Here is a 25108-nt window from a genome sequence, read left to right on the forward strand (position 1 = left end):
TGGGGCAGGATGAGGGGGTGAGCGTGTCCGGTTCCGATCCCGGTGCTGCCGGCAACGACCGGCCGCACCGCCCTGGTCCCGGCGTGCCGGTAGGTCCTGAGGACGAGTACGGCGAGGACCAGACCACCACTGCACTCCCCCGCCCGCCGTGCGATGCCGGGCCCGACCGACCTCGGCCCGCCGGACCCCGTCTACCGCCGGTCGATCCGGGTTGGCAGGCCACCACGGCCATCCAACGGCCCCCTCCCGATCAGGCGCATCACACACCCCCGTACCGGACGCCACCGCCGCTCGGACCGAGTTGGGCCGGGCAGGGCCCTTATCAGGCCGACCCCCACCAGCAGGCCGGTGACCACCCACCGGACCGAAACCGTCCACCGTCCTACCCGCCACCGTCCTACCGGCCCGACGTTCGTCAACCCGATGTTCGTCAGCAGGATCTCCGTCAGCAGGATGCGCGGTTCTGGAGTCCGCCCGATCAGGAACGGGGCGGCCCCGTTCACCGCAGCGCTCCCGACGGCTACCGCGAGGGTGACGACCGTCGGGATCGCCGCTACCAGGACCGCGACTACCAGGACCGCGACTACCAGGACCGCGAGGGCCAGGACTACCGGGGCGGGGACCATCCTGAGTTCTACCGCGATGACGGCTACGGCCCCTCGGACGTCCGTCGTCAGCCGCCACCGCGTGGCAGCCACCTCCCGCCCTACCAGGAGCCGCTGGCCGGTCCGGTCACCGGCTCGGCAGGCTGGTCCGTTCCCGGCGGTCCGCAAGGTCCGCGCAGCCCGCGCAAGCTGACCGTGACCAGGGTGGCCGCGCTGCGCAGCCGTGAACTCACCGCGCGCGGCGTGCAGATGTTCCATCGGGCGACGACCGCCGACGGAGCCGACAAGTCAGGTCTGACCGCCCTCACCTATGCCGTGATGGCGAACTACGCCGTCGACGCCGTACTGGCGGTGGCGCTCGCCGGCACGCTGTTCTTCGCCGCGGCCACCGCGGAGTCGACCGGACGCGTGCTGCTCTACCTCGTCATCACCGTCGCGCCGTTCGCCGTCATCGCCCCGTTCATCGGCCCGATGCTCGATCGCTTGCAGAGCGGGCGCCGTCTGGCCCTGGCTCTGTCGAGCTTCGGGCGGGCGCTGCTGGCGATCCTGATGGCGTTCAATTTCAGCCACTTCAATCCCTGGGTGATCTACCCCTGCGCGCTGGGCAACCTGGTGTTGTCGAAAGCTTTCGGCGTGCTGAAGGCGGCGCTGACCCCCCGCGTGCTGCCCGAACAGATCACGCTGGTGAAGACGAACGCACGGCTCACCACCTTCGGCATGATCGCCGGCGGCGTGGCCGGCGCGATCGCCGCGGGACTCTCGAAGATCGCCGGCTCCCCCGGCGCCCTGGTCTTCATGGCCATCTGTGCCGTTGCCGGGGGCGTCCTCTGCCTGCGCATTCCGGCCTGGGTGGAGTCGACCGAGGGCGAGGTACCCGTCAAACAGGCCGAGACGGGTGCGAAGAAGGGCTTCCCGCAGATCGTCGTGGCCACCCTCTGGGCCAACAGCATGATCAGGGTGGAGACCGGGTTCCTGGCCCTGTTCATCGCCTTCGTCGTGAAGAGCCAGTATCCGAAGGAAAGTGCATTCACCCAGTTGCTGCTACTGGGGGTGGTCGGCGCGGCGGCGGGCGTCGGTGGGTTCATCGGGAACACGATGGGAGCCAGGTTCACCCTGTCCGCCCCGGAGACCATCTCGATCTTCGCGCTCGTCGGCGTCGTGGTGTCGACGCTGGTCGCGGTGCTCGTGCCCGGCCTGGCAACCGCTGCCATCGTCGGCTTCGTCGGTTCGACCGCGTCCTCCCTCGCGAAGGTGAGCCTCGATTCCGTGATCCAGAATCACCTCCCGGAGGCGAGCCGCGCGTCCGGCTTCGGCAAGAGCGAGTCGGTACTGCAGCTCGGCTGGGTGTTCGGCGGCGTCGTCGGCCTGCTGCTGGGCGGCGTCTGGACGTTCGGGCACGCCAACGTCTACGCCATCGGATTCGGCACGATCACCCTGATCCTGCTGGTGGGCCTGGCGCAGAGCTGGCTCGTCCGCTCGGGAAAAACCATGCTGCCCAAGCTGTCCGGCCGCAGCGACGGGCGGCCCGGACGTCGCGCCAGGAAGTCCGGCGGCATGCGTGACACCGACCGCCTGACGAGGCCGGGGACGGTGCCGACCACCGAGGTCCGGTACGGCGGCGGACCCGAAGTCCCCCGAACGGCCCCCTACAGTGTCAACAAACCAGACCCGAACGTGGCCGGAACGTCCTCGACGGGTCAGCCCTCGACGGTCCGACGACGCATCCGAAAGGCTGGCAAGTAGATGACCCGACGTTCCCGGCCGGCCCTGCTGGCCGGAGCGCTGGCTGCGGTCGGCCTGCTGCTCTCCAGCTGCACCGTCCCCCGTCCGGTGGTCACCTTCTACGGCAATCGGACGGCCGTCGCCGTGCAGGCCTACCAGTGGTGCGGGCAGGACCTCACCTCCTGCAGTCTGGACAAGAGCAAGGTCGGGCGCATCACCATGCAGGCCGCCCAGCCCTTGCAGATCAGCGTGCCGCCCGAGATCGGCAACACGATCTGGCGGATCATCTGGGTCTTCCAGGATTCCAAGAAGAAGGTCACCACCGGAAGTTCGCCCTACTTCACCGACAAGCGGCTGACCTACCGGATCCCCTCCTTCGGTACCGGGGTGATCCTGCAGACCGTCGAGGTGCAGAGCCTCATCGCCGGCACCGACGCCGCCGGCAACCTGGGTTTCGCCGTCACGAGCTCGTGGGACCTGCTGGTCCTGCCCAAGAAACCGACGACCACCTCGCCCTGACGCCGGGCTCGATCTCCACACGGAAGAGGCCGCGACCCCGGTACGGGAATCGCGGCCTCCTCTGCTGACCTGCCTCTGGTGGCGAGCTGCCGTGCTGCGGTCAGGACTCCAGTTCGGAGGCCACGGCGCGCATGACGGTGGCCATCCGGCCGCCGATCGCGCGGTCGGGATAGCGCCCCCGCCGCAGGTCGGGCAGGGCCTTGGACTCCAACATCTTGATCATGTCGTCCAACAGCCCGTGCAGTTCCTCGGCCGGACGGCGAACCGCCGCGGCCACGGAGGGCGGTGCCTCCAGGATGACGACCTGCAACGCCTGCGGGCCGCGTCTGCCGTCGGCGACGCCGAACTCGACCTTCTGGCCCGGTTTGAGGGCCGCGACACCCGTAGGCAACGCCGATGAACGCACATGGACGTCTTCCCCGCCCTCCTGGGCGATGAAGCCGAAACCTTTCTCCGCGTCGTACCACTTCACCTTGCCGGCCGGCACCAGACTCACCATCTCTCCACTGTCACGACTGTGACGATCAAGCTCTGTGACGGCCCACCTCGGCCGCCGGCCCACACCGCTGTGTGGGCACAACCATCAAGAGTACTGGTGACCGGGAGCACTGCGGGCCGCCGAAAAACCTGCCTCCCGCCGGCCACAGACTATTCTCGGATACGTGTCCAGCCCCTCGCCCTCCGCGACTTCCGATTCCGGCCGCCAGGCCCCGTCCGTCGGCATCCGGACGTCGCCACGTTCGAAATCCAGGCGCAAGGCTGCTCCGTTGGCCAAACTCGGGATGGCGCTGTTCGCGATCGGCCTGCTGGCGATTTTCGCGGACATGATCCTTTTCGCCTCCGGATCCCGGAACCTGCCGCTCTGGGTCAATCTGACCGCGATGCTGGCACCCGTCGGTCTTGGGCTGGGGCTGATCGGAGTCGTCCGGGAGAACCGGGCGGCGAAGTAGTCCTCCCACCGCCCGTAGCCCTCCCACCGCCCGTCGACCTCCCACCGCCCGTCGAGCGGTTAGTTATGGCCCATTTCTGTCTGATTTGCCCGTTTTAATTATCCGCTCGACGGGGGTCGCGGGGACGGGTGCGGGGGTCAGTGAACGGTGGCCAGCAGGTAGGAATCGAGCCAGGCCGGGAACCTCGTCAGGTCCTCCAGCACGACGTCGGCTCCGGCGGCGGCCAGATCGGCGGCGCTGATGGGGCCGGTCGCCACCGCGACGGCCCAGGCGTCCGCCGCGCGTGCGCCGGTGATGTCCCCCAAGTGGTCGCCGACGTAGACCTCGGCGCCGTACTCCTGCAGCGCAACAGCTTTACCCGTACTCCACAGGTCACCCACGACCGCTTCGACGTGGACACCCAGCACATCCAGGTGAGCCCTAGCGGTGGGTTCGTACTTGGCCGTCACGACCACGGCGCGTCCGCCCCGGGCCGTCACCGATTCGAGGGCGTCAACGGCGCCCGGCATCGCGACCGTCTTCGGGATGGCGATCCCGGGATAGATCGCCCGATAGCGGGCGATGATCGCGGCGATGGTGTCGTCGTCCAGGTCGTACCGGGCAAGTTCGTGGCTGAGCGGCGGCCCCAGCCGACTGACGAATCCCACGCCGTCCAGCGGAAGACCGAACTCCTTGGCGAGCACGTCGAATACCTCGACCATGCCTTCGCGGGGGTCGATCAAGGTCATGTCGAGGTCGAAACCAACGGTGAAGCTCACGTATTTCAGGGTAGGCGCGGCTGACGCCCGCGGGACACGACAGCGGCACCTGAGGCCTGAAGGTGACCGCAACGTTACGACTCGTGTGATTTCAGCCACGGATAGTGCTCGATTTGTTCCGGCCGAGCCTGAGAAGTCCCCTCTACGATGGCGTCGGATGACATACGACCGCAGCCTTCCGGTGGCCCCGGCCGGGCCTGCCTCCGTGCCGGGCCGGGCCACGGGCTCAGTCGTCGACGGACGCGACGGCGCCCACGGGGACAACGGCCGGGACCACGGACACCGGCGATCGGATCCCACCCGGCTGGACCGGACGGCCCGGCGCGCCGCAGGCGCGCTCTTGGTGCTGCTGCTTCTCGTGGTCGCGCTGATCGTGTTCTGGCCCGGCCCCCCGGATCCCGGTGGACAGAGTGCGCTCGCGTCCTACCTCAGACACCCGGAGCGCCACGGTCTACCGCGGTGGGTCACGTTCGACCTGGTGCAGAATCTGGCCAACGTGGCGATGTTCGTGCCGTTGGGGCTGCTCGGATCGCTGGCCCTGCGTCGGCACAACTACCTCGTGGTGGTCTACGCGGCCGCCGCCTCCGGTCTGATCGAGTTCGTCCAACTCGTCCTGCTGCCCCACCGGGTGTCCTCGCTGCAGGACGTACTGGCCAACACCGTCGGCGCGTCCCTCGGCCTGCTGCTGGCGGTCCCGGCGTTGCTGCGGCGGCGCAGACGACGACGGCTCTACGCCCTTGGCCGACTGCGCGCGGTCGATTCACCCCGGCGGGCAGCCAGGGCCGCTCGACTCTAGGCGGTGGTGATGGAGGCAGCGGATTCCAGGCCGAGCAGCACGACCGCCTCTTCCCGCATCTGCACCTTGCGCACCTTGCCCGTGACCGTCATCGGGAAGTCCTCGACCAGATGCACGTAGCGGGGGATCTTGAAGTGGGCAAGACGGCCTTCGCAGAATTCCCGGATGTCCTGCGCCGTCAGCGGTGTCGCACCCTCCCTCATCCGTACCCATGCCATCAGCTCCTCGCCGTACCGCTCGTCCGGGACGCCGATCACCTGGGCGTCGATGATGTCCGGATGCGTGTAGAGGAACTCCTCCACCTCACGCGGGTAGACGTTCTCGCCACCGCGGATGACCAGATCCTTGATGCGGCCGGTGATGTTGATGTATCCGGCCCCGTTCATCACCGCCAGATCACCGGTGTGCATCCACCGGGCCGCGTCGATCACCTCGGCCGTCTTTCCCGGTTGGTCCCAGTAGCCGAGCATCACCGAGTAGCCGCGGGTGCACAGTTCCCCGGGCACCCCGCGCGGCACCGCCAGGCCGGTGACCGGGTCGATCACCTTCGACTCCAGATGCGGATGCGTACGGCCGACCGTCGACGTTCGTTCCTCGACGCCGTCGTGCACATCGGTCTGGGTGGATACCGGGGAGGACTCCGTCATCCCGTAGCAGATGGTCACCTCGGCCATTCCGAACTCCGAGATGACCTTCTTCATCACCTCGACCGGGCAGGGCGAACCGGCCATGATCCCCGTGCGGAGACTCGTCAGGTCGTATTCGGCGACGTCAGGCAGGGCCAGTTCGGCGATGAACATCGTCGGTACCCCGTAGAGCGACGTGCATCGGTAGTCCTGTACCGCCTGCAATGTCGCGGCCGGATCGAAACCGGGAGAGGGATAGACGATGCAGCAGCCGTGGGTGGTGGAGGCCAGGTTTCCCATCACCATTCCGAAACAATGGTAGAGCGGCACCGGAGCGCAGATCACGTCCTGCTCGGTGTACCGGCAGCCCTCCCCGACGAAGAAGCCATTGTTGAGGATGTTGTGGTGGGAGAGGGTCGCGCCCTTCGGGAAACCCGTCGTGCCCGAGGTGTACTGGATGTTGATCGGCTGATCGGGACCGATCTCGATGGCCGCCAACCGGTCACGGTCGAGGTGGGCGCCTGCCTCGATCAATTCGTCGAAATCGCCGCCGATGTAGACGATACGACGCAGCGCAGTGCACTGATCGCGGACCTTCGTGATCATCGACGCGTAGTTGCTGGTCTTGAATTCCCGTGCCGATATCAGCACCGAGATTCCGGCCTGCCTGAGGACGAAATCGAGTTCATGGGTCCGATAGGCCGGGTTGATGGTCACCAGGATCGCCCCGATCTTGGCGGTGGCGTACTGGGTGATCATCCATTCCACGCAGTTGGGGGCCCAGATACCGACCCGATCACCGACCTTGACCCCGTCGGCCAGCAGGGAGAGCGCGAGCGAGTCCGTCAGGTCACCGAACTCGGCATAGGTGTACGACTTCCCGGCGGCGACGTCGACGACCGCGGGCCGGTCTGGCCACCTCGCCACGGTCGCGGAAAGGTTCGCCCCGATGGTGTCCCCCAGCAGGGGCTTGTCCGCAGTCGAACCGGTGTAGGACGCAGGTGCTGCCATGGTCATCGATGATCCCTTCTCGCACAACTGGGCCTCCGCGTCGAGGTCCCCCTCATCGTCACCCATCGAGCCGGACGTCCGCCACCCGGGACGACCGGAGTCAGTGCGAGCCGAAAGGATCCTGCGTGTGGCCGACCAGATCCGCCACGCTGTCCACGATCCGCGACGGGCGGAACGGGTACTGCTCGACGGTATCCATGGTGGAGATACCGGTCAGCACAAGGATTGTCGCAAGGCCGGCCTCCAGACCGGCGATGATGTCGGTGTCCATCCGGTCGCCGACCATCAGGGTCGATTCCGAGTGCGCGCCGATCGCCCGCAGCGCCGAGCGCATCATCAGCGGGTTGGGCTTGCCGACGAAGTAGGGCTTCTTGCCGGTCGCCTTCTCGATCAGCGCGGCCACCGCTCCGGCGGCCGGCAGCAGCCCATGACGGCTCGGACCGGTGGCGTCCGGGTTGGTCGAGACGAAACGGGCGCCCTTGTCGATCAAACGGATCGCCGTGGTGATGGCCTCGAACGAGTAGGTCCGGGTCTCCCCGAGCACGACGTAGTCCGGGTTGCGGTCGGTCAACACATACCCCGCCTCGTGCATCGCGGTCGTCAGTCCGACCTCGCCGATGACGTAGGCGGTACCCCCCGGTCGCTGGCTGTGCAGGAACCTGGCGGTGGCTAGGGCCGAGGTCCAGATCCGATCCTCGGCGATGTCCAGCCCGGTGGCCAGCAACCGGGCCCTCAGGTCGCGGCGGGTGTAGATCGGATTGTTCGTCACGACCACGTAGTTGGTCCCGCGATCGTTGAGTTCGGCGATGAACTGATCGGCGCCCGGGATCATGTGTTCCTCGTGGACCAGCACGCCGTCCATGTCCATCAAGTACGACCACTCCGGCGCCTGTGGAGTCGGTTTCTCGCTCGGTTCACTCACCGCCCCATCTTCCCCTACTTCCGTGACCGCAGGTTTCGGGCCTCAGAGCGACACCATGTGTCCATTCCGCTCCCCCGAAGATGATCATGCAGCGGTGATCGAGGACATCTCCGCCTCGGACCGTCCGCCGGTGGCACCTTGCGGGGATGACGTCCACCGACCCGCAGTGGGCCGCGCTGCTGCGGTGCGGGCCGGCTCGGTCAAGATCACCGTCCGGGCAAGCGCCGTGGATCAGCGCCGGTGGATCAGCACCTCGGTCGCCTTGACCGAGAGGAACACGACGCTGCCCGGCGCCAGACCCATTTCGGCCACCGCCGCCGGGGTGACGTCCACGGCCACCGCCGGAGGGCCGTCGGTGCGCAACCTGATGGCCGCTGTCCCCGGTTCCAGGGAGGCGATTCGCGCAGGCCAGTGGTTGCGCGGACTCCCTCCGGGGTCGGTCGGGAACACCGACACCGCAGACGGCCGGAACACGGCAGCCGCGGGGTCGCCCGGCGTCAGGCTGTCCGCGGCGATCCCGATGAGCTGCAGGCCGGCCGATGTCGTCAGCTCGGCACCGTCACCGGACGCCGCCTTCCCGGACACGGTGCCGGGCACCAGGTTCAGACCGGCCAGCGTGGCACCGAAGGACGAACGGGGTGCCGACAACACCGAGGTTGTCGGGCCGTCATCGACGATCCGACCCCGCTCGAGCACGATGACCCGGTCGGCCAGGACTGCCGCGTCCAGGACGTCATGCGTGACGAGCAGGCTGGTGGTGCCGGTCTCGCGCAGGTGGGTGCGCAGCACCTGGCGGATCTCGGGCACGGTCTGCGCATCCAGCGCCCCCAACGGTTCGTCCAGCAGCAGCAGGGCCGGCTCCGCAGCCAGCGCCCTGGCCAGCGCGACCCGCTGCCGCTGGCCGCCGGACATCTCGGCAGGTCGACGAGATTCGAAGTCCGCAAGCCCCATCCGCTCCAACCACTCCTGCGCGAGAGCTCTTGACACCGAACGTGATCGACCCTGGGAGCGAGGCCCGAAGGCCACGTTCTCCAGCGCGGAGAGGTGCGGGAACAGCAGCGGGTCCTGCCCCATCAGACCGACCCGCCGCCGCTCCGGCGGAACGGTCATCGCGCGCCCGTTCCCGTAGCGGGTCAGCTCTCTTCCGTCCAGCACCACCCGTCCGGAGTCCGGCATCAGCAGGCCGGCCACGATGGAGAGGACGGTCGACTTACCTGCACCGTTGGGACCGAGGATCGCCACCGTCTCACCGGCCGGAACGTCGAACGCCGCCTGGACGGTGAAGTCCTGACGGGCCACCGAGACGTCCAGGCGGAGTCCAGCTCCACGCTCCGGACCGGACGCCGTCGGCGGATGGGTCACCGCACACCGCTCATCCGCCACGGCCGGATCAGGATCAGGATGACGGCCGAGACCAGCACGAGGAGCAGGGACATCGCGATCGCCGAATCCTGGTCGACACCGGCGCTGTTGAAGGCCTCGTAGATGGCCAGCGGCATGGTCTGGGTGACGCCCTGGGTGTTGCCGGCGAACAACGCGGTCGCGCCGAACTCGCCCAGTGCCCTGGCGAAACACAGCACGGTGGCCGAGACAAGTCCCGGTCCGACGAGGGGAAGGGTGACCCGGCGGAACACCGTCCATCGGCCGGCGCCCAGCGTGGTCGCCACCACCTCGTACCGTGTGCCCGCCGTCCGGAGCGCGCCCTCGAGGGAGAGCACCAGGAACGGCAGCGAGACGAACGCTTCGGCGATCACCACGGCGCTGGTGGTGAACGGGATCTGCCCGAAGATCGTCTGCACGTACTGGCCGACCAGACCGTGCTTGCCCAGCAGATAGAGCAGGGCGATGCCGCCGACCAAGGGTGGCAGTACCAGTGGCAGCGTGGTCAGGGCGCGCAGGGCCAGGATCCAACGGCCCTCGAACCTGGCCATCATCAGAGCCATCGGCACGCCCAGGATCAGGCAGATCACCGTGGCGGCGAAACCACACCTCAGCGAAAGCCACAACGCCTGCTTCGACGTGTCCGAGGAGATTGCCGCGGGCAGCGCGGGCCAGTTGGCCTTCGCGACCAGGGCGATCAGGGGCAGCAGCAGGAACAGCACACCGACGGCGGCGGGAACGAGCAGGACCCGGGGCACCGACCGGGCGGATGACCCGACCCCCGCCTTCGCCCTCCTGCTCCGGTTCCGTGGCAGCGGTTCTCGCGCAGTCTGCTCCGCCGACCTTCCGGGGATGCCGGGGATGCTCACCGCGTCATCCTCGCGTACCTCCTGAAGATGCCCGCCTCAGGCGCCCGGCGCACCGAAACCGGCAGCAGCGAGGATCTTCTGTCCGGCGGCGCCGGTCACCAACGCGATGAACGCCTTGGCCGCCGTCGGATTCGGAGCAGCATCCAACGCGGCGATCGGGTAGTGGTTGACCGCCTTGGAGGACTCGGCGAAGTCGACGCCGGTCACCTTGCCGGACGCACCGAGCACGTCCGTCTTGTAGACCAGACCTGCGTCTGCGTCACCGGATTCGACCTTGGTGAGCACGGCGGTGACGCTCTGCTCCATGCTGATCGGCTTGACCGTGACTCCGGCCGCCTTCAGAGCGGTCTGCGCAGCGGCACCACACGGCTGCGCGACGGCGCACAGATCCACGTTGAGCCCTGAGGCGGTGAGATCCTTCAGACTCGCGATCTTCCTGGGGTTGCCGGGGGCGACTGCGATCTGCAGCGTGTTGGTCGCGAACTCGATCGGCGTGCTGGTGATCAGCTTCTTGTCGGTCACCTTGGTCATGTTCTTCTTGTCCGCCGAGGCGAACACATCGACCGGCGCGCCGCCGATCAGCTGGGTGGCCAGGACGGCCGACCCGTCGTAGGAGACCGAGACCTTGACGCCGGGGTGCTCCGCCTCGAACTCGGTGGCCAGCTTGTCGAAAGTCTTCTTCAAGGACGCGGCTGCGTCGACCTTGAGGGTGCCCGTCACCTTCGCACCCGCGCTGGACATGGGTGCGAAGGACAGGGGTGCGGACGACAGGGGTGCGGACGACAGCGGTGCGGTCGACAGGGGTGCGGCGGCCGAGGATGCCGCAGAACTCGTGGCGCCGGAACCGGCGGCGGTCGTGCTGGACGTGGAAGAACACGCCGACAACACCAACGCTCCAACAGCAATGGCGGCGAGAACGGGGGTGGACTTCAGACGGATACGGCTCACGATCGTCCTTTCGGGGTTTCGACGATGACAGTGGTGGCTTTGACGACGGCGACGGCGAGCGACCCGACCTCCAGGCCGAGGTCGCGGACTGCCTCGCTGCTCATCAGCGAGACCACCCGGTGCGGTCCGCACTGGATCTCGACCTGCGCCATCACCTTGTCGGTGATCACCGAGGTGACGAGGCCGACGAACTGGTTGCGGGCCGAGCGGCCCACGCCGGACGGGTCGGCGACCGCGTGGGCATGGCTCTGGGCGAAGGCAGCCAGTTCGGCCCCCTCGACCACCGAGCGGCCGGCCAGATCCTTGATGGCGGTCAGGGAGCCGGCGTCGATCCACCGCCTGACGGTGTCATCGCTGACGCCGAGCAGACCGGCTGCCTCGGAGATACGGAATTGCGTCATATCCGCCACCTTAGTACCGCAGCTGCGTGTGCTTGGTGCGGGCGAGGCCGAGGTTGCGGCGACCGCTGGTCTGCCCGTGCTTCGGCGTGGATCAACTTCCCAGGCCTGGCCGAAAGTGACGACTTCTGTCACTCCCGTCCCAAATTGGGGAAGTTGATCCATGCGGTCCGAGGACGCCCGATCCGGCCGCCCAAGGCTCGCCGAACGGTCGGCAGCTGTTACGAGCCCGTCACCTGCATGATTCCTACCGACACCGAAGTGCGCTTTGCTGGGATGGTGGTGTGCAGGGGCGCACCTCGAGGAAGCAGGAGAGCACGCGGGCATGGATCTGAATACGGTCACGCAGTACCGCACTCCGCGGTCCCGCGCCGACCTGGCGCTGAAGCCCGGCGAACGGATCATGGGCGGCGGGACCTGGCTGTTCTCCGAGCCGCAGCTGGACACCACCGGACTCGTCGACCTGACGACCATGGGGTGGCCGGCGCTGGAGTACACGCCGCAGGGCCTTCGGATCGGGGCCACCTGCACGATCGCGGAGCTGTCAGGGATTCCCGCCCGGAACGGCTGGCGGTCGCACCCGTTGTTCTTCCAGTGCGCCACGGCCCTGCTGGCGTCGTTCAAGATCTGGAACGTCGCCACCGTCGGGGGCAACATCTGCCAGTCTTTCTCGGCGGCCGGGATGGTCTCGCTCTGCGTCGCTCTCGACGGGGTGGCGCTGGTCTGGCGGCCCGACGGGCAGGACTACCGGGTGCCCGTCGCGGAACTCGTGACCGGCAACGGCACCAACAGCCTGGCTCCCGGCGAGGTACTGCGCTGGGTCGACCTTCCGGAACATGCTCTCCGGGCCCGCACCGCCTATCGCAAGATCGCCCTGGCCTCGCTCGGCCGGTCCGGCGCGGTGCTGACCGGACGGGTCGACGAGGACGGGAGCTCGGTTCTGGGCATCACTGCCGCCACGCTCGCCCCGACGGTGCTGCGCTATCCGTCGTTGCCGGATGCGGACCGTCTGCGGGCCGACGTCGAGAGGGCCGAGGGCTACTACACCGACCCGCTCGGCGTGGCCGACTGGCGACGACAGGTCAGCGCCGTGCTGCTGGAAGAGATCCGTCAGGAGTTGGGCGGGTGAAGTTCCAGCTCAACGGCCGGGAAGCCTTCGGCGAACCCCGCGCTGGCCAGTGCCTGCGCACCTTCCTGCGTGATCAGGCCCATTTCGAGATCAAGAAGGGTTGCGACGCAGGCGATTGCGGTGCGTGCTCGGTCCTCGTCGACGGAGAGCCGCTGCACTCCTGCATCTTTCCGGCACAGCGCATCGAGGGCCGCGAGGTCACCACGGTTTCCGGGCTGGGCACGCCGGAGGCTCTCCATCCGATGCAGCAGGCCTTCGTCGACAACTTCGGGTTCCAGTGCGGCTTCTGCACGGCCGGGATGATCGTGACGGCGTCCACCCTTTGCGAGGACCAGTTGGAAGACCTTCCTCGCATCATGAAGGGAAACCTCTGCCGCTGCACGGGTTATCGATCCATCCGACAGGCCATCACCCAGGGGTTGCAGAATGCGGCCCCGGCCGGGGCAGCGGGTCCCGAGTTCACCGGCCACACGATCGGTCGGTCGATCACTCCGCCGGCGGCCCGGCGGGTGGTCACCGGCGCCGAGCCCTATACCTTCGACACCGACGTACCCGGCGCCCGGTATCTGCGGGCACTGGGCTCACCGCATGCGCACGCGCGCATCCTCTCCATCGACACCGGTGCGGCCGAGGCGATCGCCGGTGTCGTCCTCGTCCTGACGCACCAGAACGTTCCGCAGCAACGCTTCTCGACAGCGCGACACGAACAGCGACTGGACGATCCGGACGACACCAGGATCCTGGACGACGTCATGCGCTTTGTCGGACAGAGGGTGGCGGCCGTGGTCGCCGACACCGCGGCCGCCGCCGAGGAGGCCTGCCGGGCCATCGATGTGGAATGGGAGGTACTGCCGGCCGTTTTCGATCCCCGGGAAGCGCGGCTCCCCGGTGCGCCAATCCTGCACCCCGATCTCACTTCGGCGGACCGGGTCGATGCGGCCGAGCGCAATGTGATTGCCGCGATTCACGATGGGATCGGTGGTGATGTCGATGCGGCCCTGGCCGCTTCGGCCATCGTCGTGTCGGGAACCTGGCAGACCCAACGTATCTCGCACGGGCAGCTGGAGACCCACGGCACCGTGGGCTGGATCGACGACGACGACCGCCTGGTTCTGCGGACCAGTTCGCAGGTGCCGTTCCTGGTCCGCGACGAGCTGTCCGTGATGCTGGGACTGCCCAAGGAGAAGATTCGGGTGTTCACCGCACGGGTCGGGGGTGGTTTCGGCGGAAAGCAGGAGATCCTCACCGAGGACCTGGTCGCTCTGGCCGTGCTGCGCACCGGGGGGCCGGTGAACTTCGAGATGAGCCGTCAGGAGGAGTTCGTCCGGACGACGGTGCGTCATCCGATGCGGGTGCAGGTCAGCCTCGGAGCCGGCCACGACGGCGTGCTGACGGCGATGAAGGTCGACGTCCTGAGCGACACCGGGGCCTACGGCAACCATTCCATCGGCGTGCTCTACCACGGGTGCGCGGAGTCGATCAGTTTGTACAACAGCCCCGTCAAGCGACTGGACGCCGAGGTGGTCTACACGAACAACACGCCCTCGGGCGCCTTCCGCGGCTACGGTCTCGGCCAGGTGATCCTCGGGGTGGAGTCGGCGATGGACGAGTTGGCCGTTCGACTGGACATCGACCCGTTCGAGCTGCGCCGGATCAATGCGGTCCGGCCGGGTGATCCGCTGCTGGTCGTCCATCCGCAGCCCGAGGATGATCTGATCTTCGGGAGCTACGGTCTTGACCAGTGCCTCGACCTGGCCGAGTCGGCGCTGCGGCACGGCAACGGAGTACCGGTGCCGGACGGCCCGCACTGGCGGGTGGGCGAGGGCATGGCGGTGGCGATGATCGCGACAATGGCTCCGCGCGGGCACATCTCGAAGACGACGGTGACCCTGCATCCTGACGGCCGGTACGTGCTCGGCGTCGGTACCAGCGAGTTCGGCAACGGCACCACCACCGTGCACACGCAGATCGTGTCGACCGTGATGTCCACCGGTCCCGAGCGCATCGAGCTGACCAACTCCGACACCGACGGCGCGGTCTACGACACCGGGGCCTTCGCCTCGGCGGGCACCACCGTTGCCGGCAAGGCGCTCCACGGCGCGGCCCTCACCCTGCGCGGGACGCTACTGGCCGCAGCGGCCTCGGTCGCCGGTCTCGCTCCCGCGGACTGCGAGCTGCAGCGGGACGGGGTGCTCGCCGGTGGACGGTTGTTGACGTTCGCGGAGGTGATCGCCGCAGCCCCTGCGGAGTGCCTGATCGGTGACGCGCTGGTCGCCTCCGGCAGTGAGTTCGGCGAGATGCGTTCGTTGGCCTTCAATGTGCAGGCCTTCCGGGTGGCCGTCGACGTGCGGACCGGGGAGGTCAGGATTCTGCAGTCGATCCAGTCCGCCGACGCCGGGACCGTACTCCATCCCGAGCAGTGCCGGGGCCAGGTCGAGGGCGGCACCGCCCAGGCCATCGGGAGCGCGTTGTACGAAGAGGTGATGATCGACGACACCGGCGGCGTGATCAATCCGGTGTTCCGCATGTATCGCATCCCGCAGATGGCCGACATCCCCACGACCGAGGTGTATTTCGCCAAGACCAGCGACGACCTCGGCCCGTTCGGCGCCAAGTCGATGAGCGAGAGCCCCTACAACCCGGTCGCTCCGGCCCTCGGTAACGCGATCCGCCGCGCCGTCGGCGTCCGACCTTTCGAGACACCGTTCTCGCGCGACCGGGTGTGGCGGATGCTCGACGCCGCAGGCGAGGGCAAGGCCGTCGGCGCGGGATCATCTGCATCGTCGCAACGGCGCTGAAACCGCAGCTGCGGAACGATTTCGGCGTCCGTCGACTTGTCCGTAGATTGAAATCCCTTTAGCACTTCATCATGCTTCCCACCAGGAGGATTCCCGTGCGACTGTCCACCCGCAACCAACTGTCCGGCGTTGTCACCGAGGTCAAACTCGGTGCCGTGATGGCCTCCGTCAAGGTCAAGCTCGACGGCGGTGACCAGATCGTCACCGCCTCCATCACCAAGGAGGCCGTCGAGGAGCTCGGCCTGGCCGTCGGCGTCGCGGCCACCGTTCTGGTCAAGTCGACCGAGGTCATGCTCGGCGTCGAGTAAGACCTTCCCCCCGAGATTTCATCGAACCCCGACGGTCATCGGTAGCCGGGTCGGCGGGGTTCTGTTCGGCTGGGTAAATTGTTCGACATGACCTCTACCGAAGCGGCAATGAAATTCGGCACCTTCATCCCCCAGGGCTGGCGCCTGGATCTGGTCGGCATCGAGCCGGCCGACCAGTGGGCCACCATGTCCCGGCTGGCGCAGCGCGCCGACGCGGGCCCATGGGAGTCCATCTGGGTGTACGACCACTTCCACACCGTCCCGATGCCGACGGACCAGGCCACCCACGAGGCCTGGACGCTGATGGCCGCGTTCGCCGCCTCCACGTCCCGTGTCCGTCTGGGCCAGATGTGCACCTGCATGGCCTATCGCAACCCGGCCTACCTGGCCAAGGTGGCGGCCACCGTCGACATCATCTCCGGCGGTCGCACCGAGATGGGCATCGGCGCCGGTTGGTACGAGCACGAATGGCGGGCCTACGGTTACGGTTTTCCCTCGGCCGGAGACCGTCTGCGCGCACTGGACGAGGGGGTCCAGATCATGAAGCAGGCTTGGACGACCGGCACGGCAACCCTGCACGGCAAGCACTTCACCGTGGACGGCGCGATCGTCCGGCCGCTGCCCCTGCAGGAGGGCGGCATCCCGTTCTGGATCGCCGGCGGCGGGGAGAAGGTCACCCTGAGGATCGCCGCCAAATATGCCCAGTACACCAACTTCGACGGCTCACCCGAGGGCTTCGCCGCGAAATCGGCTCTGCTGCAGGGACACTGCAACGACGTCGGCACCGACTATTCCGCGATCACCCGCTCGGCGAACTACAACGTGCTCATCGGGTCGACCCAGGCCGAGCTGGACGAGCGCAAGGCGTGGATGCTGGATCACTACACGAAGCAGATCGGCGCCGAGCGCGCCGAGGCAGCCATTGCGCAGAACGCAGCCGGTGCAGGCGTCGGCACCCCCGAACAGATCGTGGAGAACCTGACGGCGATGAAGAAGCTCGGGATGACCTACGCCATCGTCAACTTCCCGGAGCTCGCCTACGACACCACGGGCCAGGAGCTCTTCGAGAAGGAGGTCATCCCCGCGCTGATCTGACCCTTGCTGCAGCCATGCCCGGCCCCGGTGACGCGGGGGCGCGGGGCGCCGGGTGCGGGGCGCCGGGCGGTGGATGCAGTTGCGCCGCGCTGGGCAGGGGTTTCGCATGGATCAACTTCCCAGGCATGGATCAAGATGGTCTTTTTGGGACTGAAGTGACAGGAGTCATCACTTTCGTCCATGCCTGGGAAGTTGATCCACGCCACAGCCCGGCCCCGCCACAGCCTGGCCCCGCCCCGCCCCGCCACAGCCCGGCCCCGCCCCGCCGAACCCCCGCCCAGGCCCGGGCGCGCTCACAGAACTGCCCGCTTTCGCCCCGCGAGGGGGGAAAACGGGCAGTTCGGTGAGCGCGGGGCAGTTCTGTCTGCGCGGAACGTCAGCCGACGGCGGCCAGGACCGCGCGCTCGGTGAGCACCCTCGCCAGGTGCTCGCGGTAGTCCGCGGCTGCCGACGTGTCGTCGACCGGGGATGTGCCGTCCGCCGCGGAGGCGGCGGCAGCCTTGATCGCGGCCGCGCTGGCCGGTCCGCCGACCAGAGCGGCCTCCACCGACACGGCCCGGATCGGTACCGGGCCCATGTTGGTCAGGCCCACCCTCGCCTCGGCCACGACGCCGTCCACGACCTTGACGGCCGCGGCCACCGAGACGATCGACCACGACTGCGCGACCCTGGTGAACTTCTCGTACCGGGCACCCCAGCCCGCGTAGGACGGGAACCGGATGGACACCAGCAACTCGTCCTCGGCCAACGCGGTGGTGAAGTAGTCCTGGAAGAAGTCGGCCGCCGTCACGGATCTCCGGCCGTCGGGTCCGGCGATCTCGAAGACCGCTTCCAGCGCCACCGCCACCGCCCCGAGGTCACCGGCCGGGTCTGCATGCACCAGGGCACCGCCGAGAGTGCCGCGGTGACGCACCTGCGGATCCGCGACCGTCGCCGAGGTCATGGACAGCAGGGACAGGTGCTCCTTCACGATCGGATCGACCACGACGTCGTGGTGGGTGGTCATCGCTCCGATCACCACGTCGCCACCGTCCAGGCGGACACCGGTCAGCTCGGAGATCTTCCGCAGGTCGATGATCATCCCGGGGCCGGCCAGACGAAGCCGGAGCACGGGCACCAGTGACTGGCCACCGGCCAGGATCTTGCCCTCGTCACCGGCCTCGACGAGCGCCGCGATGGCCTCCTCGACGGTCGCCGGTGCCGTGTAGTCGAACGAGGACGGGATCATGCGGCACCTCCGGTCGGAACACCGGTGGACAGCACGCCGGCGGACGGCCCGGCGGCCACCGGTACCGGTGCCGGGGTGGAAGCCCCCGACCTCGCGTCCTGGATGGCCCGCCACACCCGTTGTGGGGAGCACGGCATCTCCACGTCCTTCACGCCCAGGTGTCGGATCGCGTCGATCACCGCATTGACCACGGCCGGCGTCGAGGCGATGGTGCCGGCCTCGCCGACTCCCTTGGCCCCCAGGGGGTTCGTCGTCGCGGGCGTGACGGTCCGGCCCAGCGTGAAGTTGGGCAGATCCATCGCGCTGGGCAACAGGTAGTCCACGAAGGTGCCCGAGGTGAGCTGGCCGTCCTCGGAGTACTGGGCCTCCTCGTAGAGGGCCTGGGCGATCCCCTGGGCCAGGCCCCCGTGCATCTGGCCGTCGGCGATCAACGGGTTGACCACGACCCCGATGTCGTCGACGCAGACGTACGAGCGGATGGTCACCTTGCCGGTCTCGGTGTCGACCTCCATCGCGCACAGGTGGGTGCCGTGCGGGTAGGAGAAGTTGTCCGGGTCGAAGGTGGCCTCGGAGTCCAGGTTCGCCTCCACACCGTCGGGCAGGTTGTGCGCCGCGAAGGCCGCCCAGGCGATCTCGCCGATCCCCATCGATGTGTCGGTGCCCTTCACGGTGAACCTGCCGGCCGCGAATTCGATGTCGTCCTCGGACGCCTCCATCAGATGGGCGGCGATGATCTTGGCCTTGGCCACGACCTTCTGGGCCGCCTTGACCACGGCCACCCCACCGACGACCAGCGAACGGGACCCGTAGGTGTCCATCCCTCGGGGAGAGGACTGGGTGTCGCCGTGGATGACCTCGACACTCTCGAACGGCACCCCGAGCTGATCGGCGACGATCTGCGACCACGCGGTCTCGTGCCCCTGCCCGTGGGCCGTGGCGCCGGTGATCACCTCGACACCGCCGGTCGGCAGCATCCGGATCGATGCGGATTCCCAGCCGCCGGCGGCGTAGGACAGCGATCCGAGCACCCGCGACGGAGCCAGACCGCACATCTCGGTGAAGGTCGAGATCCCGATTCCCAGCTGCACCGGATCGCCGGAGTCCCTGCGCCGCTTCTGTTCGGCGCGCAACCCGTCGTAGTCGAACATCTCCATCGCCTGTGCGGTGGCCGCCTCGTAGTTGCCAGAGTCGTACGTCAGGCCCGCGATGGTGGTGAACGGGAACTCCTCGTGGGTGATCCAGTTCTTCTTGCGCAGTTCCATCGGTTCCATGCCGAGCTCCACGGCGAGTTCGTCCATGATCCGTTCGACGCCGAACGTCGCCTCCGGACGGCCGGCACCGCGGTAGGCGTCGGTGAGGGTCTTGTTCGTGAAGACGTTGGTGCAGGTGAACCGGTAGGCCGGGATCTTGTAGATGGCGTTGAACATGAACGCGCCAAGGATGGGCACGCCGGGCCCGACGGTACCGAGGTAGGCGCCCATGTCGGCGAGCAGGTTCACGTCGAACCCGGTGATGGTGCCGTCACGGCGGGCGGAGATCCTCAGTCGTTGGATCTGGTCGCGGCCGTGGTGCGCCGACATCAGCGACTCGGAACGGGTTTCGGTGTATTTCACCGGCTTGTTCATCTTGCGCGCGACCATCAGCGTGATGATCTCCTCGGGCGTGGTCTGCAGCTTGCCGCCGAACCCGCCGCCGACGTCCGGCGCGATCACCCGGAGCTTGTGCTCGGGAATACCCTGCGACAGAGCGATGAGAACCCGGAGTACGTGCGGGATCTGGGTGGCGGACCACATGGTGATCTGTTCGGACGTCGGGTCGACGACCGTCGAGCGGGGCTCCATGAAGGCCGGGATCAGCCGCTGCTGGCGGAAGACCCGCTCGACCACGACCTGGTCGGGATCGGACTCGGCCGCCGCGAGGGCGGCGACCACGTCACCGCCGGTACCGGCACCGGCCGAATCGAAGGCCCAGACGGCGTTCTGGTTGGTGCCGAGCTCGGGATGGACCAGCACGGAGCCTTCGGCCAGCGCCGCCTCCATGTCCAGCACGACCTCGAGCGGTTCGTAGTCGACCTCGATGGCCTCGAGGGCGTCGACCGCCTCGGCCTTGGTCCGGGCGGCGACGACGGCGACCACCTCACCGGCGAACTTGACCGCGTCGACGGCGACCGGCAGGCGGACAGGCGATTTCATGTCAGGCGTGATCGGCCAGGCGCACGGCAGACCGCCCTGCTCCGGGAAGTCGGCTCCGCTCCAGGCCCCGAGAACTCCCGGGGCGTCCAGGGCGCCGGCCACCGAGATCGAGGTGATCCTGGCGTGCGCATAGGGCGAACGCAGCAGGGCGAGGTGGACCATGCCGTTCAGCACGATGTTGTCGGTCCAACGGGTCCGGCCGGTGATCAGGTGCGCGTCCTCCTTGCGGCGCCGCTCCCTCCCGACCTCCATCGTCGGAACCTCGGTCGTCGGGTCCAGGGTGGCGGTCATCGGAGGGATCCCGTCTCGTCGGCCGGTGCAGCGCCGGCGGTGGCCAGCGACTTCCCGGACATCTCGGCCGCCGCGCTCTGTACGGCAGCGACGATGTTCTGGTAGCCGGTACAGCGGCAGAGGTTGCCCTCCAGACCTTCTCGGATCTCGTGCTCGGTCGGGTTCGGGTTCTCCGACAGCAGCGAGACCGACTGCATGATCATTCCGGGGGTGCAGTACCCGCACTGCAGGGCGTGGCATTCGTGGAAGGCCTTCTGCACCGGGTGCAGTTCGCTCCCGTTCGCCAGACCTTCGATGGTCCTGACCTCACCGCCATCGGCCTGGACCGCGAGGACGGCGCAGGACTTGACGCTCGTCCCGTCCAGGTGGACGGTGCAGGCACCGCAGTTGCTGGTGTCGCAGCCGATGACGGTTCCCACCTTCCCGAGCTTCTCGCGCAGATACTGGACCAGCAGCATCCGGGGTTCGACATCATCGGAGTACTTGACTCCGTCCACCTTGACCGACAGGGCCGTCATGGGCATTCCCTCTTCTTTGGGGGCAATCGTGGGCGTGTGCACTGCTTCTCGAATAGTGACCGTCATCACGACGATGCACGCAAGATCTACTCCGCGCAACTGTTGACGGCTCGGAGCCGCAAGTTCGGCCAGCACGTCACCCGAATGCCGTACATGCGGTAAAAGTGAGACAACCCCGACCGAAGCACGAGCGTCAGGCGCTCTGCCCGTCGAGCCTGCCCCTGGCCAGGACGGCCCGGTCCGCCGCTGCCCGGCCGGCCTGCCAGCCGCGCGCGTCCACCCGCTTGGAACCGGACGTGGTCGTGTGCGGGAAGAGCCGGTCGAACTCCTTCTCCACCGCCGCCGACTGCCTGGCCAGGACCGGCAGGAGGTTGACCCCGCGCTGGACCGACTCCTCCTGCTGGGCATAGGTTCCCGCGTCGCTGAGGCGCTCACCGATCCGGTGGGCGTAGGACAGCAGGAAGGCCCGGCGGAATGCCGGCGACCGGTCCAGCCGGTGGCCACCCTGCGAGACCGCACCCGCCTCCGTCATCGCCTTCGTCGCCTGTACCAGCAGCGAGGTGAACAGCATCTCCGCAAGGTCGAGGTCCACCGGCATCCCCACGACGGTGGCGATGCCGTGCCGGTCGTCCCAGATCGTCTTGACCCGGTTGACCTTCCCGACGGTGGCCAGCAGCTGCGCCTTGGTGGCGGCGTAGGGGTTGTCCACCCGCACCCGGCGGGACACCACACCGGTCGCGTCGTCGGTCTCGTCCGACAGCAGCGCCTCGTCGATGGCGTACCGGGTCATCAGGTCCTGGGCCTTCGCGGTGAACGCCTCCGCCTCCTCGGTGAACTCGGTCGCCTCCGCCTTCGCCAGCAGCGCCCGGATGGTGGTCAGCTTCTTCGGATCGTGTCCGGACGGCTTCCGCGCGCCGGCCGGTGCCGCGGTCGCCTTCCCCCACGACGACGGCGGCGGCACCAGCCTCTGCAGCGGGACGATGTCCGCCCAGTGCCCGACCAGGGCCAGGATGTCGTGCCAGCTGTCCCAGACCGCGGCCCGGGAACCCAGGTGCGCCAGGACATTCCAGCCCGGTTCGGCGACGAGACCGGCGAGCGGTACCTCGGACATGCCCTCCAGCTGATCGACCCAGTCCTGGCCGGCCCGCGACGGCGCGCGCCCGGCGAGCCCGTGCGCCACGACGACGGCACCCGCGAGCCTGGCCACCCGCACGCTCTGCTCCCGGCGGACGACGTGCAGGAGGTCGGCCGGCTGCCAGCCATGTTCGTAGGCGGTGTCGATCTGCTCGAAGAGCAGGACCGTCGCCTCCCGGGAGGCCAGCAGTTCCTCCCCACGACCGTCGGCCCCACCGAAGACGACCAGGTCACGGACGGCGTCGTCCAGCGCCGACGGGATCCCGACGACCTTCGCCCCCGTGATGATCAACGTTCTGGCCTGGTCGGCGCGGCTGTGCTGGTGGACCTGGTGAGCCGTCCCCGCCATCAGCTCCTCGATCAGCTGGGCCGCACTTCCCGCCTCTCCCGCCGCTGCTCCCCCGGCCGGTCGCGCCGACGCCGCCTGCGCGGCCACCCGCGCCTTCCGCTTCGCGGCCCGGCGTTGCTGGTTGTTCTTGCCCATGCGCCCAGTCTCCGGCATGACGGCACGACGCCCACCATCGATCCACCATCGGCGGCTCACGAGGGATCCAGGAGAATTTCACGAGGGATCGAGCAGGGTCGGCGGCCGGGCGCAGCGCCTGGAACATCAGTCTCGCCGCAACACCGTGCTCAGCCCCCGACCGCCTGCGCGATCGGTTCCCGGTGGATGGCGCCTGCGAGTTTCGCCAATGGCCGTCCGCCTCCGTCCCATCGTCGGGCGATGATCTCGGCGGCGATCGAGATCGCCGTCTCCTCGGGTGTCCTGGCCCCCAGATCCAGGCCGATCGGCGACGACAGCCGGGCCAACTGCTCGGGCGTCACCCCGGCCTCGACCAGCTTCCCGGTCCGGTCGTCGTGGGTCTGGCGCGACCCCATCGCACCCACGTAGGCCACCGGTAGCGACAGCGCGGTGGCAAGCACCGGGATGTCGAACTTGGGGTCGTGCGTGAGTACGCAGATCACCGTCCGGCCGTCCAGCGAATCGGCCTGGGACTGCAGGTAGCGGTGCGGCCAGTCGACCACCACCTCGTCGGCATCCGGGAAACGCCGGACGGTCGCGAAGACCGGGCGGGCATCGCAGACCGTCACCCGATAGCCGAGGAAGCTGCCCACCCTGGCGACCGCGGCGGCGAAGTCGATCGCGCCGAAGACCAACATCCGGGGAGCCGGAGCGAAGCTGGACACGAAGATCTGCAGCCCCTCGCCGAGGCGCTCGCCGTCCGGCCCGTACGTCAGGATCGCTGTGCGGCCGGAGGCCAGCAGCCCACGGGCGTCGTCGGTCAGCGCGTCGTCCACCCGATCCGAGCCGAGGCTCCCGCTGCGATCGTCCGGCCAGATGACCAGATGCCGCCCCAGTTGGTCGGCTGAACCGGCGATGACGGTGGCCAGCGCCACCGGGACGCCGCCCTCGATCGCCTCGGCCAGGGCGCCGAACTCGGGGAACGATCGCTGCGAGATCTCCTCCGTGAAGATGTCGATGATCCCGCCGCAGGTCAGGCCGACCGCGAAGGCGTCGTCGTCGGAGACCCCGTAACGCTGCAGGACCGGCTCGCCACCGTCGCGCACGGTGGTGGCCAATTCGTAGACGGCCCCTTCGACGCACCCGCCGGAGACCGATCCGACCGCCGTCCCATCCGGTCCCACCAGCATCGACGCACCGGCCGGCCGCGGGGCCGAACGGTAGGTTCCGACCACGGTGCCCACCCCGACCCGATCGCCCGCGGCCCACCAACGGCGCAGATCTGCCATCACGTCACGCATCGCGAATGACCTCCAAGAGCTCGTCCAGTGCGGCCAACGAGTGCCCGGCGACGAAAGCATCGAGGTGGGGCAGCACTGCCACGATTCCAGTCTGCACCGGAAGATAACCATTGCGGCCCTTGTGCGGGTTGACCCAGACCAATTGTCGTGACAACCGGCGCAGCCGCTGCACCTGCTCGGCGAGCAGATCCGGCGCCCCGCGCTCCCAGCCGTCCGAGAACAGCACCACGACCGCGCCCCTGGCCGTCCCGCGCTGCCCCCACCGGTCGGTGAACGCCTGCAGCACCTCGCCCAGCCGGGTGCCGCCGGAGTAGTCCGGGATGACCTCGCCCGCGGCCCGCAGCGCCACATCGACGTCGGCCGCCCGTAGCGCCCGGGTGATCCGGGACAGACGCGTGCCGATGGTGAACACCTCGGTGGCGGCCGGCTGCGCCCGGGTGATCACGTGGGCGAACCGGAGCAGCGCGTCGGCGTAGGGAGCCATCGAGCCGGAGACGTCGATCAGGAGTACCAGTCGGCGCGGTCGCAGGCCGCTGCGACGATGCAGCAGCAGGCCGGGCTCGCCGCCGGTCCTGAGCATCGCCCTGACGGTGGCGCGGACGTCGACCGGACCCCGGGACGCCGGTCGCCGCCGACGGGAAAGACGTTGCGGTAGTCCCGGTCTCAACAATGCCAGCATGGCGGCCAGTTCACGGCGATCGGCCGGCGACATCTCGCCGAAGTCGCGGTGACGCAGCACCTCGGTGGCGGCCGCGTTCGCCCGGACCGGGGGTGGCCCATCGTCCCCGTCGTCGCCCGCTGCGCCGTCCTCCTGCTGCAGCGCCGACATCAGCTGCAGGTTCATCGGTCTCGGTCGGCGTGGCCCGACCGGCGCGGTGCGGTTGGTGAAGTAGGCATCGAAAACGCTGTCGTAGACGCCGATGTCGTCCGGGCCAGTGGTCATGGTCATCCGTCCGGCCCAGTAGACGCTGCGCGGGTCGGCCGCGGACAAGGCGGCCGCCGCCGACAGGAAGGTCGCCGCCCGCTCCGGTCCCACGACCAGGCCGGCGGCGCCCAGGGCCCAAGTGAAGGCCGTCAGGATCACCGTCCCGTCCCGGCCCTGGACCGCCGTCCCGGACAGCGCCGTCCGGTCGAACCCCGTGGTCAC

The 25108-nt window shown here is 68.5% G+C and carries 22 protein-coding genes; 8 read left to right on the top strand and 14 right to left on the bottom strand.

The features are described 5' to 3' along the window. Positions 1-17 precede the first annotated feature (17 nt). Entirely contained in the window at positions 18-2348 is a 2331-nt protein-coding gene (locus tag H7F38_RS24630; protein ID WP_187092198.1) for an MFS transporter, read from the top strand. Beyond that, positions 2349-2846: a DUF2771 family protein gene (locus H7F38_RS24635; RefSeq protein ID WP_187092199.1), complete on the top strand. Its 498-nt coding sequence runs from the start codon at positions 2349-2351 to the stop codon at positions 2844-2846. 100 nt (positions 2847-2946) lie between these two features. On the opposite strand, the gene H7F38_RS26835 is transcribed toward H7F38_RS24635, so the two are convergent. Beyond that, the gene (locus tag H7F38_RS26835) at positions 2947-3333 is read right to left on the bottom strand and encodes a cold-shock protein (protein ID WP_187094968.1); all 387 of its coding nucleotides are present in this window, start codon (positions 3331-3333) and stop codon (positions 2947-2949) included. 175 nt (positions 3334-3508) lie between these two features. Here H7F38_RS26835 and H7F38_RS24645 point away from each other — a divergent pair, with 175 nt between their 5' ends. After that, complete coding sequence (locus tag H7F38_RS24645; protein ID WP_222618311.1) at positions 3509-3796, top strand: hypothetical protein; 288 nt, start codon at positions 3509-3511, stop codon at positions 3794-3796. Between the two features lie 137 nt (positions 3797-3933). On the opposite strand, the gene H7F38_RS24650 is transcribed toward H7F38_RS24645, so the two are convergent. Next, entirely contained in the window at positions 3934-4554 is a 621-nt protein-coding gene (locus tag H7F38_RS24650; RefSeq protein ID WP_187092200.1) for an HAD family hydrolase, read from the bottom strand. Positions 4555-4711: 157 nt separating this feature from the next. Here H7F38_RS24650 and H7F38_RS24655 point away from each other — a divergent pair, with 157 nt between their 5' ends. After that, positions 4712-5350, top strand: a complete 639-nt coding sequence (locus H7F38_RS24655) for a VanZ family protein (protein ID WP_187092201.1) — start codon at positions 4712-4714, stop codon at positions 5348-5350. Here H7F38_RS24655 and H7F38_RS24660 read toward each other — a convergent pair. From H7F38_RS24660 to H7F38_RS24685, 6 genes are all read right to left on the bottom strand, one after another. Continuing rightward, on the bottom strand, positions 5347-6993 hold the full coding sequence (locus tag H7F38_RS24660; RefSeq protein ID WP_187094970.1) for an AMP-binding protein: 1647 nt from the start codon (positions 6991-6993) through the stop codon (positions 5347-5349). The genes H7F38_RS24655 and H7F38_RS24660 overlap by 4 nt on opposite strands. A 94-nt stretch (positions 6994-7087) precedes the next feature. After that, entirely contained in the window at positions 7088-7855 is a 768-nt protein-coding gene (locus tag H7F38_RS24665; protein WP_187094971.1) for an HAD-IIA family hydrolase, read from the bottom strand. Between the two features lie 285 nt (positions 7856-8140). After that, on the bottom strand, positions 8141-9271 hold the full coding sequence (locus H7F38_RS24670; protein WP_222618312.1) for a sulfate/molybdate ABC transporter ATP-binding protein: 1131 nt from the start codon (positions 9269-9271) through the stop codon (positions 8141-8143). Further along, the gene (locus H7F38_RS24675; protein ID WP_187094973.1) at positions 9268-10104 is read right to left on the bottom strand and encodes an ABC transporter permease; all 837 of its coding nucleotides are present in this window, start codon (positions 10102-10104) and stop codon (positions 9268-9270) included. The genes H7F38_RS24670 and H7F38_RS24675 overlap by 4 nt, the downstream gene beginning before the upstream one ends. 90 nt (positions 10105-10194) lie before the next feature. Further along, positions 10195-11106, bottom strand: coding sequence for a molybdate ABC transporter substrate-binding protein (modA, locus tag H7F38_RS24680; protein ID WP_255498176.1), 912 nt, complete (start codon positions 11104-11106; stop codon positions 10195-10197). Next, on the bottom strand, positions 11103-11507 hold the full coding sequence (locus H7F38_RS24685; protein WP_187092202.1) for a molybdopterin-binding protein: 405 nt from the start codon (positions 11505-11507) through the stop codon (positions 11103-11105). The genes modA and H7F38_RS24685 overlap by 4 nt, the downstream gene beginning before the upstream one ends. Before the next feature lie 322 nt (positions 11508-11829). On the opposite strand from H7F38_RS24685, the gene H7F38_RS24690 reads away from it, so the two are divergent. The 4 genes from H7F38_RS24690 (at position 11830) to H7F38_RS24705 (ending at position 16834) form a co-directional block, all read left to right on the top strand. Beyond that, a complete protein-coding gene (locus H7F38_RS24690; protein ID WP_187092203.1) occupies positions 11830-12633 on the top strand; it encodes a xanthine dehydrogenase family protein subunit M in 804 nt (267 codons plus the stop codon). Further along, the gene (locus H7F38_RS24695) at positions 12630-15431 is read left to right on the top strand and encodes a molybdopterin-dependent oxidoreductase (protein WP_187092204.1); all 2802 of its coding nucleotides are present in this window, start codon (positions 12630-12632) and stop codon (positions 15429-15431) included. Before H7F38_RS24690 ends, H7F38_RS24695 begins: the two co-directional genes overlap by 4 nt. A 95-nt stretch (positions 15432-15526) precedes the next feature. Further along, positions 15527-15739 (top strand): molybdopterin-binding protein, encoded by a 213-nt coding sequence (locus tag H7F38_RS24700; RefSeq protein ID WP_187092205.1) that lies wholly within the window; start codon positions 15527-15529, stop codon positions 15737-15739. 108 nt (positions 15740-15847) lie between these two features. Continuing rightward, on the top strand, positions 15848-16834 hold the full coding sequence (locus H7F38_RS24705) for an LLM class F420-dependent oxidoreductase (protein ID WP_187094975.1): 987 nt from the start codon (positions 15848-15850) through the stop codon (positions 16832-16834). Between the two features lie 376 nt (positions 16835-17210). Here H7F38_RS24705 and H7F38_RS24710 read toward each other — a convergent pair whose 3' ends face one another. From H7F38_RS24710 to H7F38_RS24735, 6 genes are all read right to left on the bottom strand, one after another. Beyond that, the gene (locus H7F38_RS24710) at positions 17211-18062 is read right to left on the bottom strand and encodes a xanthine dehydrogenase family protein subunit M (RefSeq protein WP_187092206.1); all 852 of its coding nucleotides are present in this window, start codon (positions 18060-18062) and stop codon (positions 17211-17213) included. Next, a complete protein-coding gene (locus tag H7F38_RS24715) occupies positions 18059-20545 on the bottom strand; it encodes a xanthine dehydrogenase family protein molybdopterin-binding subunit (RefSeq protein ID WP_187092207.1) in 2487 nt (828 codons plus the stop codon). Before H7F38_RS24715 ends, H7F38_RS24710 begins: the two co-directional genes overlap by 4 nt. Continuing rightward, positions 20542-21063, bottom strand: a complete 522-nt coding sequence (locus tag H7F38_RS24720) for a (2Fe-2S)-binding protein (protein ID WP_187092208.1) — start codon at positions 21061-21063, stop codon at positions 20542-20544. Before H7F38_RS24720 ends, H7F38_RS24715 begins: the two co-directional genes overlap by 4 nt. A gap of 193 nt (positions 21064-21256) precedes the next feature. Further along, a complete protein-coding gene (locus H7F38_RS24725; RefSeq protein ID WP_187092209.1) occupies positions 21257-22681 on the bottom strand; it encodes a DUF2786 domain-containing protein in 1425 nt (474 codons plus the stop codon). 149 nt (positions 22682-22830) lie between these two features. Then, a complete protein-coding gene (locus H7F38_RS24730) occupies positions 22831-23961 on the bottom strand; it encodes an XdhC/CoxI family protein (RefSeq protein WP_187092210.1) in 1131 nt (376 codons plus the stop codon). Then, on the bottom strand, positions 23954-25108 hold the full coding sequence (locus H7F38_RS24735; protein WP_222618313.1) for a VWA domain-containing protein: 1155 nt from the start codon (positions 25106-25108) through the stop codon (positions 23954-23956). The genes H7F38_RS24730 and H7F38_RS24735 overlap by 8 nt, the downstream gene beginning before the upstream one ends.

The sequence above is a fragment of the Nakamurella sp. PAMC28650 genome, assembly GCF_014303395.1.
In the GTDB taxonomy this organism is placed as follows: domain Bacteria; phylum Actinomycetota; class Actinomycetes; order Mycobacteriales; family Nakamurellaceae; genus Nakamurella.